This is a genomic window from Streptomyces turgidiscabies Car8 (assembly GCF_000331005.1).
In the GTDB taxonomy this organism is placed as follows: Bacteria; Actinomycetota; Actinomycetes; order Streptomycetales; family Streptomycetaceae; genus Streptomyces; species Streptomyces turgidiscabies.
Genome location: NZ_AEJB01000006.1, coordinates 19,042 through 35,711, shown reverse-complemented (window position 1 = coordinate 35,711; position 16,670 = coordinate 19,042). Strand labels below are relative to the sequence as shown.

The window sequence follows — 16,670 nt, the reverse complement described above, 5'->3', positions numbered from 1 at the left end:
TCTCAGGCTGCTCCCGTGAACGGAGCACGTCAAGGTCTAGACCAGGAAGGTTGCTTTCGGGCGCTGTCGTGAACGCCACATCAGGGGCGGTTTACGACGCCGGGGTACGAATCGTAAATTGGCCACCTGAACATCGTTTTCATCCGGATGGTGGTAATCCCGTGGGGCGTCCCGAAAGACCGCTGGACCCCGGCGCCGGTCCCGTGCAGCGGCTCGCGCACGACCTGCGCGAGCTGCGCAGGGCGGCGGGCGGGCCGTCGTACCGGGCGATGACCGAGGTGGCCGGCTGCTCGGTGACCTCGCTGTCCGAGGCGGCGGCCGGGCGGAAACTGCCCTCGTTCACCGTCTTCCAGGGTTACGTACGGGCCTGTGGCGGCGACCTCGGCGAGTGGGAACCCCGGTGGAAGGACGCCGACGCGGAAGCCGCCGGGACCCCGCGCGAGGAAGCGTCGGACGCGGCACCCCCGTACCGCGGCCTGGCCCGCTTCGAACCCGACGACCACGCCCTCTTCTTCGGCCGGGACCGGCTCGTCGAGGAGGCGCGGGAGCTGGTGTGCACCCACCGGTTCGCCGTCGTGTTCGGGGCGTCCGGGAGCGGGAAGTCGTCGCTGTTGCGGGCCGGACTGATACCCCACCTGCGCGCGGAGATCGCGCGGCGCGGAGCCCCGGCCGCGCTTCGGGTGCTCACCCCGGGGGCCAGGCCCGCCCAGACGTACGGCCACCTGCTGACCCCGAAGGACGGCGAGCCGGAGAGCTGGGTCGTGGTGGACCAGTTCGAGGAGGTCTTCACCCTCTGTCGTGACACGCGGGAGCGCTCCCACTTCATCGACCTGCTGCTCGCCGCCCGCAATCCGGACAGCCGACTGCGGGTGCTCATCGCCGTACGCGCCGACTTCTACGCCCGCTGCGCCGAACACCGGGAACTCGCCGACGCCCTGCGCGGCGCGGGTCTGCTGGTCGGCCCGATGAACGCGGAGGAGCTGCGCGAGGCGGTCGTCGGACCGGCCCAGGCCGCCGGACTGCTGGTGGAACGGGAGCTGACCGCGCGCATCGTCGACGAGGTCCAGGACCAGCCGGGCGCGCTGCCCATGCTGTCCCACGCCCTCCTGGAGACCTGGCGCCGCCGCCGCAGCCGCATGCTCACCCTGGCGGGGTACGAGGCGGTCGGCGGTGTCCTCGGCGCCATCGCCGCGACCGCCGAGGACGTGTACGGCCGCCTGTCCGGGGCCCAGGCGCGCACCGCCCGCCAGTTGCTGCTGCGCCTGATCGAGCCCGGCCAGGGCAACGCCGACACCCGGCGCCCCCTGGTCCGCGCCGAACTCGACGACTGGAACGGCGACGACGTGCCCGTGGTGGTGGACCGGCTGGCCCACGCCCGCCTCGTCACCGTCGACGAGGACGGCGTCCAGCTCGCCCACGAGGCACTGATCACCTGCTGGCCGAGGCTGCGCGGCTGGATCGAGGAGGACCGCGAGCGGCTGCGCCACCACCGGCGCCTCACCGAGGCCGCCCGCGCCTGGCTGGAGCACGACCGAGACCCCGGCGCCCTCTACCGGGGCAGCCGCCTGGTCCGCGCCGAGGAACTGTTCGCCGACGACCGCAGCGGGCTGACGGCACCGGAGTGCGCGTTCCTCACGGCCGCCCTGGCGGCCCGCGAGGCGGAACGCCGGGCCGTGACCCGGACCGCCCGCCGCTCCCGCACCCTCATCGGCGCGCTGTCCGCCGTACTGGCGGTGGCGCTCCTCATCGGCCTCGCCGCCTGGACACAGGCCGAGGACAACAAGGAGCGGCGCACCGACGACGCGGCCCGCCGGATCGCCGAGGTCGCCGACGGCCTCCGTACGACCGACCCGCGCACCGCGATGCTGCTGGGCGTAGCGGCCTGGCGCGTCTCGCCGCTGCCCGAGGCCCGGCGCGCCCTCCTCGGCTCCCTCGCCCAGCCCGAACGGGGCACTTTCACCGACCCCGCGACGGCCGACGACACCGTCCGGTTCCTCCTCGACTCCGGCCGTACGCTGCTCAGTTCGGACGGCGGTGACTGGCGGACCTGGGACCTGGCGACCGGCCGGCGCACCGCCTCGGGCCGCATTCCCGGGGAAGGCGCGGACACCCTCGTCACCGCCGGGCCGGGTGCCCGCGTGCTCGCCGTCGGCGGGACGAGCAGCATCCAGCTGTGGGACACCGCGACCCGGCACCGGACCCGTGGCTCCTCCCTGGCGGCGGACTGGACGAACGTACGCTTCAGCCCCGACGGTGCCACCTTCCTCGCCACCACCGCCGCGGGCAGGGTCCAGCTGCGGTCGGTCGCGGACGGCCGCCTCCTCTACACGACGCACGGCGCGGCCGACCTGTCCGACGTGGCATCGGGGCCGGACGGCCGGCTGGTGGCCCTCTGCCCGAACGGCCGGGCACCGCAGCTGTGGGACCTCCACGACCGGCGTCTCGTGCACGGCTCATGGGAGCGCTCGCGCAAACTCTGCGACGAGAACTCGACGGTGGTGTTCGGAGGGGGCGGCGGCACGGGCGCGGGCGGGGGTGGGGGCGGCGGCCGGTTCGCGGTTCTCTCGGACACCGGTCGGCGCCCCGAGGGCAACGGATCCACCGGGACGAGCGGGAACACCGGCCTGCGTGTCTGGGACACGGGCACCGGGCGCCAGGTCGCCGACATCCCGTCGCTGGGGGTGGACTCCGCCGTGTTCAGCCCGGACGGGGCGCTGCTGGCGACGGCCGACGACACCGAGGTCCGGGTCTGGCGCCTCGACGGCACGACGACGGCCCCCGTCTTCCGGCACGCCCTGAACAACCAGATCGTCTCGGACGGCCTCAGCTGGGTCCCCGGCCGCCGTCCGGCCCTGCGCTATCTGGAGGAGCGCACGGTCCACACCCTCGACCTCGGCCCGGTGGCCACTTCCGTCTGGCGCGCACACCCGGCGGACAGCGTCCTGCTCAGCCCGGACGGTCACACGCTGGCCACCGCCGAACGCACGACCGGCGCCAACTACCGCTTCCGGCTCCTCGACACCCGAGACGGTCACGACCTGGGCCCCCTGCCGTCCCCGCCCGCGCCCGTCTCCGACGACCCCTCCACGCCGGTGGACCCGCAGGGCACACTCTCCCTGACGGGATTCAGCCCCGACGGCACGACGTTCGCGTACGGGATCTCCGCACCCGGCGTCGCGACGGCGCCGCAGCCGATCACGGTCTGGGACGTCGGACGCCACCTTGCCCGCACCACCCTGTCCCTGCCGAACGCCGGCTCTGTCGACGTGGTCGTGGGACTGCATCCGGGCCCGGCCGGACACCGCCTCTACGCCACCCGTATATCGGACCTCGGCAGACTCGACGAGGAGGTCTGGGACGTCGCCCGGCACCGCAGGACCGGCGTGCTCAAGGGGCTGGAGGGCATGCCCCTGGCCGTCCGTCCGGACGGCCGGCTCCTCGTAGGCGACAACCGCGCGGTCCGCCCGCCCTCCGGCAAGGTCACGACGCCCAGCCTCGTCCAGGGCGCCCGGATCGGCGCCCTGGCCTTCTCCTTGGACGGCTCCCTGCTGGCGGCGGGTGACTGGTCCGGCCGCGTCGCCCTGTGGGACGGCGAACTCCGGCGCAGCACGGGCGTCCTGCGCAGCGTGTTCCCGACGGCGCTCGAAGGGGGCCCGGAGGGAGTCGGCGCGCTGGCCGTCAGCCCCGACCGCCGCACTCTGGCGGTCGCCGGAGACCAGGGCACCCTCCAGCTGTGGGACATCCCGACCAGCCAGCCCCTGGGCGGCACGCTGACCACCCCCGGCGACGCGATCACGACCCTGGCCTTCGCCCCCGACAGCGCGACGCTGTACGCGGGGAGCGCCCATGTCCCCCTCCAGCGCTACTCGATCGACCCGGCGGGCGCGGTACGGGAGGTCTGCGGCCGGGCGGGGGGCCACGGCCTGACGCGGGAACAGTGGCGGACGTACATCCCGGACGCGGGGTTCCGGCGGGTGTGCGGGACCTGAACGTATTGATCTCGGTACTGATCACGGTGCTGATCTCGGTACTGATCACGGCGGTCAGTTGCCGCATCGGAAACCCGTCTCTTTCCATACTGGAAACCAACGGCTACTCTTTCCGTCATGGAAACAAACGGGGTACGTCTGACACCGGAACAGGCCCGTGCCGCTCTGGCCAACACCGAGCACGTCCGGGTCTCCGCCGAGGCGCTGTCGGCCACACCATGGCCGACCTGGTTCTTCGTCACGCTCACGCTCTACATCGCCGCGCTTCCGATCACCTACGGAGGTATCGCGGCCGAGTCGGACTGGCTGCTGCCGCGCCTCGCCTGGCTCGGCGTCATGCTGGCGATCACCGCCGTGTACGGGGCGCTCCTCGCCGTCGCGGCCCGGTCCTGGCGTGACAGGACGGGGGTGGCGCTGCGGTTCGACGTGCTGCCGAAGCGGGTGACCGTGCCGCTGATGGCCGGCCTGCCGTCGCTGCTGGTGGGGTCGGCGTTCGCGTTCCGGGTCACGGGACGGCCGGCGTGGCTGATCGCGGCCTCGCTGATCGGCGCCGCCGTGTCCGTCGGCTTCCACCTCGCCTTCGTCCGGCTGCACCGGAAGACCGCGTGAGCGCCGAGGCCGACGACGGGCCGGCGGGTTTCGACACCACCATCCACGCCCCGAACCGGCTGCGCGTCTGCGCCCTGCTGGACGCGGCGGGCGAGGCGGAGTTCGGCCTGGTCCAGAAGCAACTCGCCCTCTCCGCCTCCGTGTTGAGCAAGCACGTCACCGTCCTGATGGACGCAGGCTACGTCGAGCAGCGCAAGGCCGTCCGCGACACCCGCCAACGCGTATGGCTCCACCTGACCGACCGAGGCCGCGCCGCGTACCGGGGCCACCTGGCTGCACTGCGGGCGATCGTGGGACCGTCGGACCCGGCTCTCTGACCTCGGCGTCAGTCAGGGCTGTTGCCGTTCTTGGCGTCACACTCGAACCAGACGGTCTTCCCGGTGTACGTGGGCCGTACCTCGGCCCACGGGGGCTGTCGCCCGGGTCAGCTACGTGATTCACGTCACCAGGGTGGAGTGGCGTGGTGCTCTTCCTATACTTGCGACATGGACCAGGAGCTGGAGCGAGCCGCCCTCGTCGCACTTCTGCGACGTGGTGATCGCCCCTGGTCCGAGCTCACCGACCAGATCGAGACCGTCGGAAGCGCACGCGACGTACTTGAGAACGCGCTCGATGCCTCTGGGCAGGGCGCCCTCTTCGACACCGAACCCGCCGCGGACCTGGAGTCTGTCGCCGCCGAGATCGTTGCCTGGGAGCACGAGGGCATGCGGCTGGTCACGATCCTGGACGAGGACTATCCGCTTTATCTGAGGCTGGTCCACCAGAGGCCGCCCTTCTTGTTCCTGCGCGGTACCCCTGTCAGTGACGATCTCCGGGTTGCGGTCGTCGGGACGCGCACTCCGTCTCCGGAGGGCATCGGCCATGCACGGGCTATTGCGGGAGGGCTCGCTGAGCGCGGTGTCACGGTGGTCAGCGGCCTTGCCGCCGGGATCGACACCGCCGCGCACGGAACCGCTCTCGCCGTCGGAGGCCGGACAGTCGCCGTCATCGGCACCGGCCTGCGGCGCTCCTACCCGGCGCAGAACGCACGACTCCAACAGGAGATCGCCGAGCGGGGGATGCTGATCTCCCAGTTCTGGCCGGACGCTCCACCCTCGAAGGTCTCGTTTCCCATGCGTAATGCTGTGATGAGTGGTTACAGTCTCGCCACTGTGGTGGTCGAGGCGGCGTACCGCAGCGGGGCCCGCATGCAGGCCCGCCTCGCTCTGGAGCACGGTCGACGGGTCTTCCTCATGCGCTCGCTGATGACCCACGAATGGGCACGGGAGTACGCGACCAGGCCCAACACCACCGTCGTCGACGGTCCTGACGACGTCTTTGACGAACTCGACTCTCTCGTCCCCGCCACGGGCGAGCTCACCTGGGCGTAACAGGCGGACTCGGGTGACAACCGTCGTCGGGCTGTCCGCCCGCTATGCCAACTTCCTCGTTCATCCCCTGCTACCCGGCCCCGGTGTCTGTCAGGTCTGCCGTGGCACGGCGAACGCCGGCTACCCCAGCTGTCGGCAATGTCAGACGACCGGCGACATCCTCGGCGAGGGTGTCGCCGATGTCGTCGTACCCCTGAGCCTGGCCCTGAAGGGAGAGCAGTACGCCAACGAGCTATGGCGGTACAAAAACGCTGCCGGCCCCCAGCAGCAGCACTTCCGCATGGGATTGGCGGCTGTCCTATGGCGCTTTCTCGCCCTGCATGAAAACTGCGTCGCGGACCACTGCGCGGTATCAGGCTTCGACACCGTCACCACCGTGCCCAGTACCAGCGGCCGCGCAGACCATCCGCTCCGCGAGATGGTCGCCGACATCGTCGGCGTCACCCGCGACCGCTACCGCGACCTGCTCACCCCGACGCCCGGCGCATCAGCGCTCGGCCGCACCGCTTCAGCAGGGCGCTACACGTCGTCGGCGCTCTGGGGCGAAAACGTGCTGCTCATTGACGACACCTGGACCACCGGCAACCACGCCCAGTCCGCGTCCACGGCGCTGAAGGTCGCCGGAGCGGGAAGCGTGGCCATCGTTGTTCTCGGGCGGCACCTCAACGTCAGCTACGGCGACACGGCCATGTACGTCCAGCAGGCCCGACTGCGCCGCTTCGCCTGGCAGCTCTGTGCGATCCGGCCGTGGACCCACGCCTGAGTCGCGGGAAACGGGCTCTGCCTGAGGTATCTGACATGCAGCTCGCTACCTCTTGATCACTCAAGTCGGTGAACCAATCCATCGGCCAGAAACCTGATAGCGGCGACAGAGTTCTTTTCGGTCGGAATAAATTCTCCGGCAGATGGGGATTGTTCATGGTCGCGCTATATCGATCCAGTCTTTTCACGGCCCTTGCTGCCGCGTGCGCTCTCGTGCTGACGAGTCCCTCGGTGGCGCAGGCCGGTGCTGTCGGGTCGACTCCTGTCCAACCTTCGAGTACACCGTTGGCGGCATGGCGATGAAGGTTCCGACCGGCTGCATGTTCACACACATCATCCGAGGCGGCGGAAAAAAAGATCACGTACCAGAACGGGGGCGTCGACTGTGCCTTTGTCGGCGCGCTGAGCAGTGGGTTCTTTAACTGGTGGATCGACTTCACGTACATCAACACCAACAACAAGCCCTATCGGACATCCCGAGGGCGAACGCATGAAGAGTGCAAGATTGATCCGATGAGGAACAACTCTCCCCAGACGCTGCCTCGTTATGGAAAGGCGTGTGCAGATCTCTATGTCAATGGGGTACGGCGTGCGAGTCAGTGCCACCACATCACGAAGTGAGCCGTTCATGATCGATCAGCAGCAAGGGCGGGAACAATTCGGGGAGGCGCGACAGCGGTCGGCTGGGGTCGCCGCGTTCGCAGCGGGTCTTGTACTGGGAACATAACGGGGGCGATCATCGTCGCCTTCCTGGTAGGAGCGCTCACTCGATGGATCTGTAGGTCCTGGATGGGAAAGAGGAGCAAAGAGCGCGAGTAAGAGACCATCTCATTTGGCGAGTCTGCGGTAGCAGATGAGGGTGCAGGCGATGCTGGTGAAGGCCAGGAAGTGGTCGTCGCCGGCGGAGCAGGTGGGCACGACAGCGGCGCGCCCGGGTTCCGGCCGCGCCGCTGTCGAGCTGTGGTCAGCCCTCGGGGGAGCCCCCGGATCAGTGGAGCTTGTTGACGGCGGTCTTCGTCGTGGTGCGGAAGGCGGTCAGCGGGGCGTCCTTGAGGTCGCCCATCTGGCCCCAGCGGACGAGGGTGACGGTGCGGCCGTCGCGGCCGACGGAGAACAGGTGGATGTCGGTGATGCCGATCTGCGGGTCGGCGGTGTCCAGGCTGTAGACCCAGGCGCCCTCCTCGACGGCGAGCTTGCCGTGGGAGGCGCTGACGGCCTGCAGGCCCGGGTTCTGCTGCTCCAGCCGGGGGCCGCAGCCGGCGAGGGCCCCGCGGAGGGTGTCGACCAGCTTCACGGCGTCGGCCTCGGTACGGGCGACGGTGGTGACCTGGACGCCGTTGGTGTCGAGCTCGGTGCTGAACTCGCGGTAGCGGGTGTTCTGCGCCGGGATCTTGTACGGGGCGCAGAGAACGCCGCCGTTCTCCGGGACGCCGTTGAAGACCTGGGTGGCGGTCCACGGCGTCGACGACGGCGGCATCTGGGAGGCGGCGAGGAAGGCGGGCTGGGCAGCGGCCTGCGCCGGGGCTGCGGCGAGGGCCGCGAGGCCCAGTGCGGCAGCGGCCGCGGTGGCGAGTGCGGTGCGGAGCTTGTTCATGGTGGTGGATCCCCCGTCGGGTCGTTCGTTCGGTCAGTGCTCGACCAGCGTGGGGTCGGCGCCCGCCAGCTGCAACGATCACGCGCCCACCAGCCGTCCCGGAACCATTCCACCCCCGCTGACGTGCAAGGACGTGAAGGATGGGACGCAGGGGCGAGGGGGATGGAATGCCGAAGGACGCCGCCGTCGAGGAGTTCGCGGGGCTCGTGCGCGCGCTGAAGGCGCGGGACGGGAGGAGTTACGAGGCGCTGGGCCGGCGGCTGAGCGTCAGCGCGTCCACCCTCCACCGCTACTGCTCGGGCGCGACCGTCCCGGAGGAGTTCGCCGTGGTCGACCGCCTCGCCCTGTTGTGCGGGGCGGACGAGGAGGAACGGCGGGCCCTGGAGGCGGCCTGGACGGAGGCGGACCGCGCCCGCCGCCGAGCGGCCTCGCCCGCGCCCACGCCTGTGCCGGCCGTGTCGGCCGCGCCGGAATCGAACCCGGAACCGTCCGCGCCGGAACCGGGCCCCGGCCCCGCCCCGGACCCGACCGCGCCGGACCCGTCCGCCGCGGATCCGTCCGCGCCGGAGGCGCCCCGCGCCCGCGCCCGCGCCCGCCCCCGTCGTGGCGCCCCCGCTCCCCTCCTTGTCGCCGCCGCCGTCGCCCTCGTCGTGCTCGCCCTCGTCGCCGCCCTGCTCGGCCACCCCACCCGTACGGCTTCCGCCCCCGCTCCCGCTTCCACCGCTCCGGGGCGGACCGCGGCCCCCCTCCCCTTCACCTGGAGCATCGGTTCCCAGCTTTGGGAGGGCGGCTGCGGGCACACCTACCTCGTGGACCGGGCCCCCCGCGCGGTCGCCCCGCCGCCGGTCGCGGCCGACTCCGGGGCGTGGGCCGGGACGCACGGTGCCGTGCACGGCGGGGAGGCGCTGGTGCGGATCACGGTCCAGGGCCGGTCCCCGTCCGACGCCGTCGTCCTCCATGCCCTGCACGTGCGCGTGGTCCACCGCGCCGCGCCGCTGCCGTGGAACGCGTACCGCATGGACAACGGCTGTGGCGGCGCCGTCACCCCGCGCCACTTCGCCGTGGACCTCGACCGACCGCGCCCGCTCGCGAGGCCCGTCGACGGCCTTGACGCCTCCGGCGCCGAGGTCCGGAAGATCCCGGCCGTCTCCTTCCCGTACAAGGTCACCTCCTCCGACCCCGAGGAGCTGCTGGTCTCCGCGCGGACGGCGGGCTGCGACTGCCGCTGGTACCTGGAGCTGGAGTGGAGCGCCGGGGGCCGTACGGGGACGGTGCGGATCACGGACGGCGGGAAGCCGTTCCGCACGAGCGGGACCAGGGGGAGGTCGGCGTACGTGCACGACTCCGCCGAAGGGCGCTGGATCACAGACTCGGACTCTGGACAGACCGAGTGACCGATGAGTAACTTCGACTGACATAGGCTGAGCAAGCGCTTAGACGGTGTACGCACAGAATCGGGCTCAGCCAGGCACCGGATCTTCGGAGGCGGGCAGCGTTTCTGCGGTTTTCGGGGAGAGCGCGCGGACGGAGGGGGTGGCGACCATGGTGAGGGTGGCGAGGAGGATGAGCGCGGCGGCCGCGTAGAGGGTGGCTTGGAGGCCGAGGAGGAGTACGGCGGGTCCGGCGGCGAACTGGGCGAGTGGGAGCGCGAGGTAGGAGCCGAGGTCGTCGTAGGCGTAGACGCGGGCAAGGCGGTCCTCGGGTATCTGCTCGTTGAGGGTCGAGTACCAGGCGACGCCGGCTTGCTCGATACCCACGCCCGCCACGAAGTTGGCCACGACCAGCACCCAGGTGTACGGGGCCAGCGCGAGCAGCAGCGGGGTCGTCGCCGTCAGGCCCATGAGTGCGCAGCCGACGAGGATCGCGCGCCGGGGCCGCCATCGCAGCGAGAGTACGCCGCCGGCGACCGCGCCGAGCGAGCCCGCGGCGACGGCCAGGCCCCAGCCGGTGCGGCCGATCCCGGTGGTGTCGGCGACGGCCGGGCCGAGGACGGTGTACGAGGCGGTGAGGCCGGCGTTGAGGAAGCAGAAGGCCACCACGATCACCCACACCCAGCTGCGGGAGGTGAACTCCCTCCATCCGACGCGCAGTTCATGAAACAGGCCGGGGCTGGGCGCGGGCGGCGCGACCTGGACGCGGAGCAGCGCGAAGGATGCGGCGGCGAGTGCGAAGCTGAGCGCGTCGACGGCCAGGCCCCAGCCGGGGCCGATTGCGGTGACCAGTAGGCCACCCAGAGACGCACCCACGATCATCGCGCTGCTGCCCGCGATCCGGGAGAGCGCGAGGGCGCCGCGGCGGGACTCGGCCGGTACGGTCTGGGGCAGCAGGGCCTGGGCCGCGGGCTGGTAGCAGGAACTTGACGCCCCGTTGACCGCTGCGAGCACCATGAGCAGGGGGATGGCGGCGCTGTGGGTGAGGACCAGGGCGGCGGTCACCGCCTGGCTCGCGGCGCTGATCATGCTGCTGCCGACCAGCAGCGGGCCGCGCGGCAGCCGGTCCGCCAACACCCCGCCGTACAGCAGGAAGAGGATGCTGGTGAGGGAGTGGGCGCCGACCACCAACCCGAGCGAGCCGACCGAGCCAGTGGCATCGAGTACGGCGAAGGCCAGGGCGATCGGCGCCACCCCGTTGCCGAGCAGGTTTGCCGTCGTACCTATGAAGAGGTGACGGAACGCGTGATGGCGCAGAGGTGCCAGGGCGTCAGACATGCGCCTGATCGTCGGGAGTGGGCGGAGCGCCCATCAACGGGTTTTAGGACTGGCACCGGGCCAGGTGTTGTGGGTCAGGTCGTTGGTGACGGCGCATAGTGGTGGGCGAGGTTGGTGGCGAGGGCGCTGAGGTGAGCTCTGGCTTCGGTGGGGCCGTGGACAGTGATGGTGTTCCCGAACGGCAGTAGTGTTCGCACGTCCTCCAGGTGCAGGAAGCGGATGGTCACCTTGTGGCCGGTGGCGGATTCCTCGTGGTCGTCCCGGACGAGTCGTTGGCCGAAGATCCGTTGCGCTCGCTCGATCTGGGTGTGGTCGATGGTGGCGCTGACCTCTGTCGCGTGGTTGTGCTCCCATTGATCGACGAGCGCTGCGGCGACGGTGGCCAGGGTCTGGTTCTCGCGGATCCGTCGTGGCTGGTCGACTTCCTTCCACGTCGTGATCCGTTCGAGTCGGTACATCCGTGGCACTCGGGCACGGTCGGCGACGAGGTACCAGGTACCGGCCTTGGCGAGCAGTCCGTAGGGATCCACGACCAGGTCGCGTGGGCGTGATTCGCGGGGGCTGTCGTACTCGATCCGTAGTCGGCGACCTCGCCGCACCGGGTCGATCAGCGAAGCCGGAGTCGTGCCGGTAGTACGGGCCCGGAGCCAGGGACGGCTGTCCACGTGCACGACGTCGGTGAGCGGCAGGAGTTCATGCGCTCGGCGTGGCTGTGCAGCGGCGATCTTGGAGAGCGCGCGCCGGCTTTCGACGGATGCGTCGAGCTCCGCGCGTTGCTTCTCGTCCAGCCCGGTGAGTGACAGATGATCACGCTCGCCCGGCGTGAGTCGTGTGAGGTCGAGCCCGGCCCCGGGCAGCATGGTCACGCCTCCGAGGCGGCCCCGTTGTGCGGTCACCGGCAGACCGGCGTCGCGGAGCCAGTTCAGGTCCCGGGTGATGGTCCGAAGGGACACTCCGAGCGCCGAGGCGAGTTCCTGTGTGGTCACGGCGTCCCTTGATGCGAGGAGCAGCATCAGGGAGAAGAAGCGGTCTGGGGTCATACACCGAGGTTTTCAGGAATTGCGCCATGATGCGGCGCATATCCCGGTCAGGCTGGTGGACGCGTACCCACGACCCCTACGACCCCTGTGAGAGGGAACAACCATGTCCACATCCGTCATGTCCATCGTCTATGTGAACGACGCTCCCGCGGCAGCGCGCTTCTACGGCGACCTCCTCGACATGAGGCCGTCGTTCGAGACTCCGGGTTTCATCACCTTCGACCTCGGGCCAGGCGCTGATCTCGCTCTGTGGTCCGGCCAGTTCGAGGATCTGTCAGCGGATGTCCCGCGTACCAGTGAGGTGTGTCTGGCCACCGACGGTGGGCCCGACGAGGTCAACGCGATTTTCAAGCGGTGGCAGTCCAGGGGCGTCACGATCCTGCAGGAGCCTCATGATCCGGGGTTCGGGCTGACGTTCCTCGCAGCTGATCCTGACGGGAACCGTATCCGCGTGGCACCAAGGGGCTGAAAGAGGGATTCGACTAGCTGGTGAGAACGACGAGTTGCTGAGTGGCCCGGGTCATCGACACATAGCGGTCCACCGCCCCCTCGATGCCCTCGCCGAAGTTCGCCGGGTCGATGACGACGACCAGGTCGAATTCGAGGCCCTTCGACAGTTCCGGGGTCAGTGAGCGGACCCGGGGTGTCGGCCGGAAGTTCGGGGCGCCGATGACGCAGGCGATGCCGTCGGGGTGGGAGGTGAGCCAGGTTTCGAGGATCAGGTCGAGGTCCGAGGCCGGGCCGTGGGTGACGGGGATGCCGCCGCTACGGATGGACGTCGGTACGTTCGCGTCGGGGAGGGCGGCCCGGATGACCGGCTCGGCCTCCGCCATGATCTCCTCGGGCGTCCGGTAGTTGATGCTGAGGGACGCCAGGGTGATCCGGTCGAGCCCGACACGTTCGAGGCGCTCCTCCCACGACTCGGTGAACCCGTGCCGGGCCTGGGCGCGGTCCCCGACGATGGTGAAACTCCGGGACGGGCACCGCAGGAGCAGCATCTGCCACTCCGCGTCGGTCAGTTCCTGAGCCTCGTCGACCACGATGTGCGCGAACGGGCCGACGAGCAAGTCCTGGGCAGCGAGGGCGAGTTCGGACTCGTCGACCAGGCTGACCCTGGCGTCCTGGCCGCGCAGCATCCGTACCAGGCCCACCCCTTCGTCACCGTCGGCGCCGGAGGCGGACGCGGCCTCGATCAGGTTGTCGACCACCTGGTCCATGCGCTCGCGCTGGGCGGCGAGAACGCTCTCGTGCCGGTGCCTTCGCCGGGCCGCCTCCGGGTCGCCGAGCCGCAGCCGGGCCGCGTCCAGCCACGGCAGGTCGGACACCGTCCAGGCCCGGGCGTCCGCGCGCTGCAGCTTCCGTACCTCGTCAGGGGTGAGCCACGGCGCGCACAGGCGGAGGTACGCGGGTACGGACCACAGGTCGCCGACCAGGTCCGTCGCCTCCAGCAGCGGCCACGCACGGTTGAAGGCGGCGACCAACTCCCGGTCCTGCGCGAGGGCCTTGCGGAGCCGGGCGGGCGGGACGCCGTGGGTGGTGTCGTCGCCGTCGTCGCTGTCAGGGTCCTGGAACGCGTCGTCGTGCTTGTCCGCCAGGATCGTGAGCAGTTCCTCCCATACCTGGTCGCGGGCCTCGTTGTGCGGGACGCCGGGTGCCGCCTCGAAGGCGACGGCCCAGTCCCCGGCGGTCAGCCGGACGTCGGACCAGGGGGTCGAGACCGTCATCCCCTGGGTGGGCGGCTCCTCGTAGAAGCGGACGCCCTTCTCGACCGCCCGCACCAGTTCCGCCGACGACTTCAGACGGGCCACGTCCGGGTCGGCCTCGACCCCCGCCGTGGCCCCCTCGTCGACGAGGTCCCGCAGGGTGCACGTCTGCACGCCCTCCTCACCGAGACTGGGCAGCACATCGGCGACGTACGACAGATACGGCCGGTGCGGGCCGACGAACAGGATGCCGCCACGGCGGTGACCGAGCCGCGGGTCGGCGTAGAGGAGGTAGGCCGAGCGGTGCAGGGCGACGACGGTCTTGCCGGTGCCCGGGCCGCCGTCGACGACGAGCGCGCCCCGCGAACCGGCGCGGATGATGGCGTCCTGGTCGGTCTGGATGGTGCCGAGCACGTCACGCATGCGCGGCGAACGGTTGCTGCCGAGGCTGGCGATGAAGGCGGACTGGTCGTCGAGGGCGGCGGCGTGCCCGTCCAGCCCGTCCGGGGTGAACACCTCGTCCCAGTAGTCGCTGATCCGGCCGTCGGTCCAGCGGTACCGGCGGCGGCTCGCCAGCCTCATCGGGTTGCCGTGGGTGGCGCCGAAGAACGGCTCGGCGGCGGGGGAGCGCCAGTCGAGCAGCAGCCGCCGGCCGGTGCTGTCGGTGAGGCCGAGCCGTCCGACGTACACGGACTGCTCGGGGTCGTCCGCGTCGACCATGTGCCCGAGGCAGAGGTCGAGGCCGAAGCGGCGCAGGGCGCGCAGACGGGAGGTGATGCGGTGGATCTCGGTGTCCCGGTCCATCGCGTCGCGGCCGGTGCCGCCCGGTGCTTTGCGCTCCGCGTCGAGACGGTCGGACAGTTCGGCGATCGTCTGCTCCAGGCACTCCGCGATGGCGGCGAAGTGCCGCTCGTCGCGGGCGATCAGCTTCGGGTCGGCCTTGGCGGAGAGACGGTCGGGAAGGTCGAACACGCTGGTGGTGGTCAGGGGGGTCACGTCATCAACTCCGGTGCTACGAGGCGCTGGTGATCAGGCGATCAGGCGATCAGGCGATCAGGCGATCAGGTGTGCAGGTGTTCGTGCGGCGTCCTGACTACCGGCCGACCGTGTCGAGCAGCAGCTTCGCGGCAACCGTCGCGCCGTCGGTGCGGATCTTGGCGGCGACGGCGGCGGCCCGCTCGCGGGTCTCGGGGGCCAGGGCGACACCGAGCGCGGCGGACAGGGACGCGAACGTCGGCGTCGGACCGTCGTGCGCCGTGCCGATGCCCAACTCGGCGACCCTGGCTGCCCAGTAGGGCTGGTCCACGAGCTGCGGTACGACGACCTGGGGTGCCCCGGCGCGGGCGGCAGTCGTCGTCGTACCCGCGCCGCCGTGATGCACGACGGCGGCCACCCGGGGAACAGTGCCTGGTGGTTGACGTCGCCGACGGCGAGGCAGTCGTCCTGGTCGTCGATCAGGGCGAGGTCGGCCCAGCCCCGCCCGACGAGGACGCGCCGCCCCTGCGCGCGCACCGCCTCGACGGCCACCTGGGCGACATCGGCCGACTCCCGCATGGGCATGCTGCCGAAGCCCACGTACACGGGCGGTTCGCCGGCCGCCAGGAACGCCGACAGGTCGGTGGGCAGGGGCCGTTCGTCGGGCAGGATCCACGCGCCGGTCTGTACGACGTCCAGATCGCCCGCGTCCGGAGGGCGGTCGGACTTCGGCCACGGAGCCAGGACCGGGTCGGCCGCCAACAACGGCCGGTCGGTGAAGACATGGCGGAGGGTGTCGTCGACGAGGGGCTGGCCGATCGACATCCGGTGGGTGTTGAGTCCCGGCCCGTACAGGACGTCGAAGCTCTCGGCGGTCAGGTCCCACAGCACGCGGTTGTCGGTCTCGTCCGGCGGGAACGGGCGGCCGGGCAGCGCGTGCGGCCTGTGGTGGGGCGACGGGAGCATGGTCGGGAAGTAGGCCACGTAGAAGAAGGGGATGCCGAGCTTCTCGGCCACCGACCGGGCCGCGCCCACCGCCGGGACGAGCCCTGTCGCCACCACCGCGTCACATCCCTCGGCGGCGGCCACCACAGCCTCGTACTGCGCGGCGGTCAACGCGGCGGCGCGCTGCGGCAGGGCCTCCGGTGTCATCGGAGCCGTCCCGGTGACCAGCGTGCGCACCGGCTCGGCGGCCGGCACGAACTCCACGCCGACCTCGGCCAGCAGCTTCGCGAACTCGTCGTCCGAGGGCGCGCACACCCGCACTCGCGCACCGAGTTCCCGCAGGGCCAGGGCGAGCGCGGCCATGGGCTGGACATCCCCGCGCGACCCGTAGGTCGACAACAAAACACGCACTTCGAGACTCCCCGTTTCCGCGAATTCCGGCCTAGGCCGGAGATTCTGCGGCACGACGGGGGCCTTGCCGCAAGCCCCCCGGTGCGCTATACATTGACTATGGCAAGGAGTTCAGGACTCCTTGCTTTTTTGTTTGTGCGGCTCAGCCCTGCACGCCCCGCTGCCTCTGCCTCCGTCTCCGGAGCAGCACGACGACCATGACGAGCGCGGTGGTCACCCCCGTCTGGACGACCAGGCTCACCAGCCCGTCGATCAGGTTGTCGACGGAGAAGTCGAAGATCATGGTGACCAGGAAGCGGGCGACGGCTACGCAGCAGAGCGTGAGGGCCACGAGGGCCAGCGGAATCCTGTGCCTCTGCTTCTGCACGTTCTTCTCGTTCTTCTCGTTCATGCCGTCGTCCCCCTGGTCCGCCTCTGATCCGCCCCTGATCCCCCTCCTGGTCCGGCCGATTCTGACATCGCCCCTTACGGCCGGACATGGGGGGTCATCGGTACGGTCCCGTTTCGCTCAGTGGAAGGGAACTTCCATTGACAGGGCAGTTACGTGCGTGGCATTTGGGGGAA

At 70.7% G+C, this 16,670-nt stretch carries 12 protein-coding genes and 1 pseudogene; 7 read left to right on the top strand and 6 right to left on the bottom strand.

Annotated elements, in window-relative coordinates:
• The first annotated feature begins 161 nt into the window (after nt 1-161).
• The 5 genes from STRTUCAR8_RS00320 (at nt 162) to STRTUCAR8_RS00300 (ending at nt 6,731) form a co-directional block, all read left to right on the top strand.
• Nucleotides 162-3,989: a WD40 repeat domain-containing protein gene (locus tag STRTUCAR8_RS00320; RefSeq protein ID WP_044471376.1), complete on the top strand. Its 3,828-nt coding sequence runs from the start codon at nt 162-164 to the stop codon at nt 3,987-3,989.
• Nucleotides 3,990-4,106: 117 nt separating this feature from the next.
• Entirely contained in the window at nt 4,107-4,598 is a 492-nt protein-coding gene (locus STRTUCAR8_RS00315) for a hypothetical protein (protein ID WP_044471375.1), read from the top strand.
• Nucleotides 4,595-4,915, top strand: a complete 321-nt coding sequence (locus tag STRTUCAR8_RS00310) for a transcriptional regulator (RefSeq protein WP_006373343.1) — start codon at nt 4,595-4,597, stop codon at nt 4,913-4,915. Before STRTUCAR8_RS00315 ends, STRTUCAR8_RS00310 begins: the two co-directional genes overlap by 4 nt.
• A gap of 168 nt (nt 4,916-5,083) precedes the next feature.
• Nucleotides 5,084-5,968, top strand: a complete 885-nt coding sequence (locus tag STRTUCAR8_RS00305; protein WP_006373356.1) for a DNA-processing protein DprA — start codon at nt 5,084-5,086, stop codon at nt 5,966-5,968.
• Nucleotides 5,969-5,981: 13 nt separating this feature from the next.
• Nucleotides 5,982-6,731, top strand: coding sequence for a phosphoribosyltransferase (locus STRTUCAR8_RS00300; protein WP_006373321.1), 750 nt, complete (start codon nt 5,982-5,984; stop codon nt 6,729-6,731).
• 987 nt (nt 6,732-7,718) lie between these two features.
• Here STRTUCAR8_RS00300 and STRTUCAR8_RS00295 read toward each other — a convergent pair.
• Nucleotides 7,719-8,324 (bottom strand): hypothetical protein, encoded by a 606-nt coding sequence (locus STRTUCAR8_RS00295; RefSeq protein WP_006373348.1) that lies wholly within the window; start codon nt 8,322-8,324, stop codon nt 7,719-7,721.
• Nucleotides 8,325-8,491: 167 nt separating this feature from the next.
• Between STRTUCAR8_RS00295 and STRTUCAR8_RS00290 the strand changes: the two genes are divergently transcribed.
• Nucleotides 8,492-9,718, top strand: a complete 1,227-nt coding sequence (locus STRTUCAR8_RS00290) for a helix-turn-helix domain-containing protein (protein WP_006373363.1) — start codon at nt 8,492-8,494, stop codon at nt 9,716-9,718.
• Nucleotides 9,719-9,784: 66 nt separating this feature from the next.
• Here STRTUCAR8_RS00290 and STRTUCAR8_RS00285 read toward each other — a convergent pair whose 3' ends face one another.
• Nucleotides 9,785-11,032: an MFS transporter gene (locus tag STRTUCAR8_RS00285; RefSeq protein WP_006373355.1), complete on the bottom strand. Its 1,248-nt coding sequence runs from the start codon at nt 11,030-11,032 to the stop codon at nt 9,785-9,787.
• Nucleotides 11,033-11,106: 74 nt separating this feature from the next.
• The gene (locus tag STRTUCAR8_RS00280) at nt 11,107-12,072 is read right to left on the bottom strand and encodes a helix-turn-helix transcriptional regulator (protein ID WP_006373354.1); all 966 of its coding nucleotides are present in this window, start codon (nt 12,070-12,072) and stop codon (nt 11,107-11,109) included.
• Nucleotides 12,073-12,175: 103 nt separating this feature from the next.
• Here STRTUCAR8_RS00280 and STRTUCAR8_RS00275 point away from each other — a divergent pair, with 103 nt between their 5' ends.
• Nucleotides 12,176-12,541 (top strand): VOC family protein, encoded by a 366-nt coding sequence (locus STRTUCAR8_RS00275; RefSeq protein WP_006373340.1) that lies wholly within the window; start codon nt 12,176-12,178, stop codon nt 12,539-12,541.
• Between the two features lie 13 nt (nt 12,542-12,554).
• Here the strand turns inward: STRTUCAR8_RS00275 and helR are convergent, their stop codons facing one another.
• From helR to STRTUCAR8_RS00260, 3 genes and pseudogenes are all read right to left on the bottom strand, one after another.
• Nucleotides 12,555-14,771 carry an RNA polymerase recycling motor ATPase HelR gene (helR, locus tag STRTUCAR8_RS00270; protein WP_006373317.1) on the bottom strand — a complete coding sequence of 739 codons (2,217 nt, stop codon included), beginning with the start codon at nt 14,769-14,771 and terminating at the stop codon, nt 12,555-12,557.
• A gap of 97 nt (nt 14,772-14,868) precedes the next feature.
• A pseudogene (locus tag STRTUCAR8_RS00265) lies at nt 14,869-16,058 on the bottom strand (glycosyltransferase).
• Between the two features lie 190 nt (nt 16,059-16,248).
• Complete coding sequence (locus tag STRTUCAR8_RS00260) at nt 16,249-16,497, bottom strand: hypothetical protein (protein WP_006373360.1); 249 nt, start codon at nt 16,495-16,497, stop codon at nt 16,249-16,251.
• Nucleotides 16,498-16,670 lie beyond the last annotated feature (173 nt).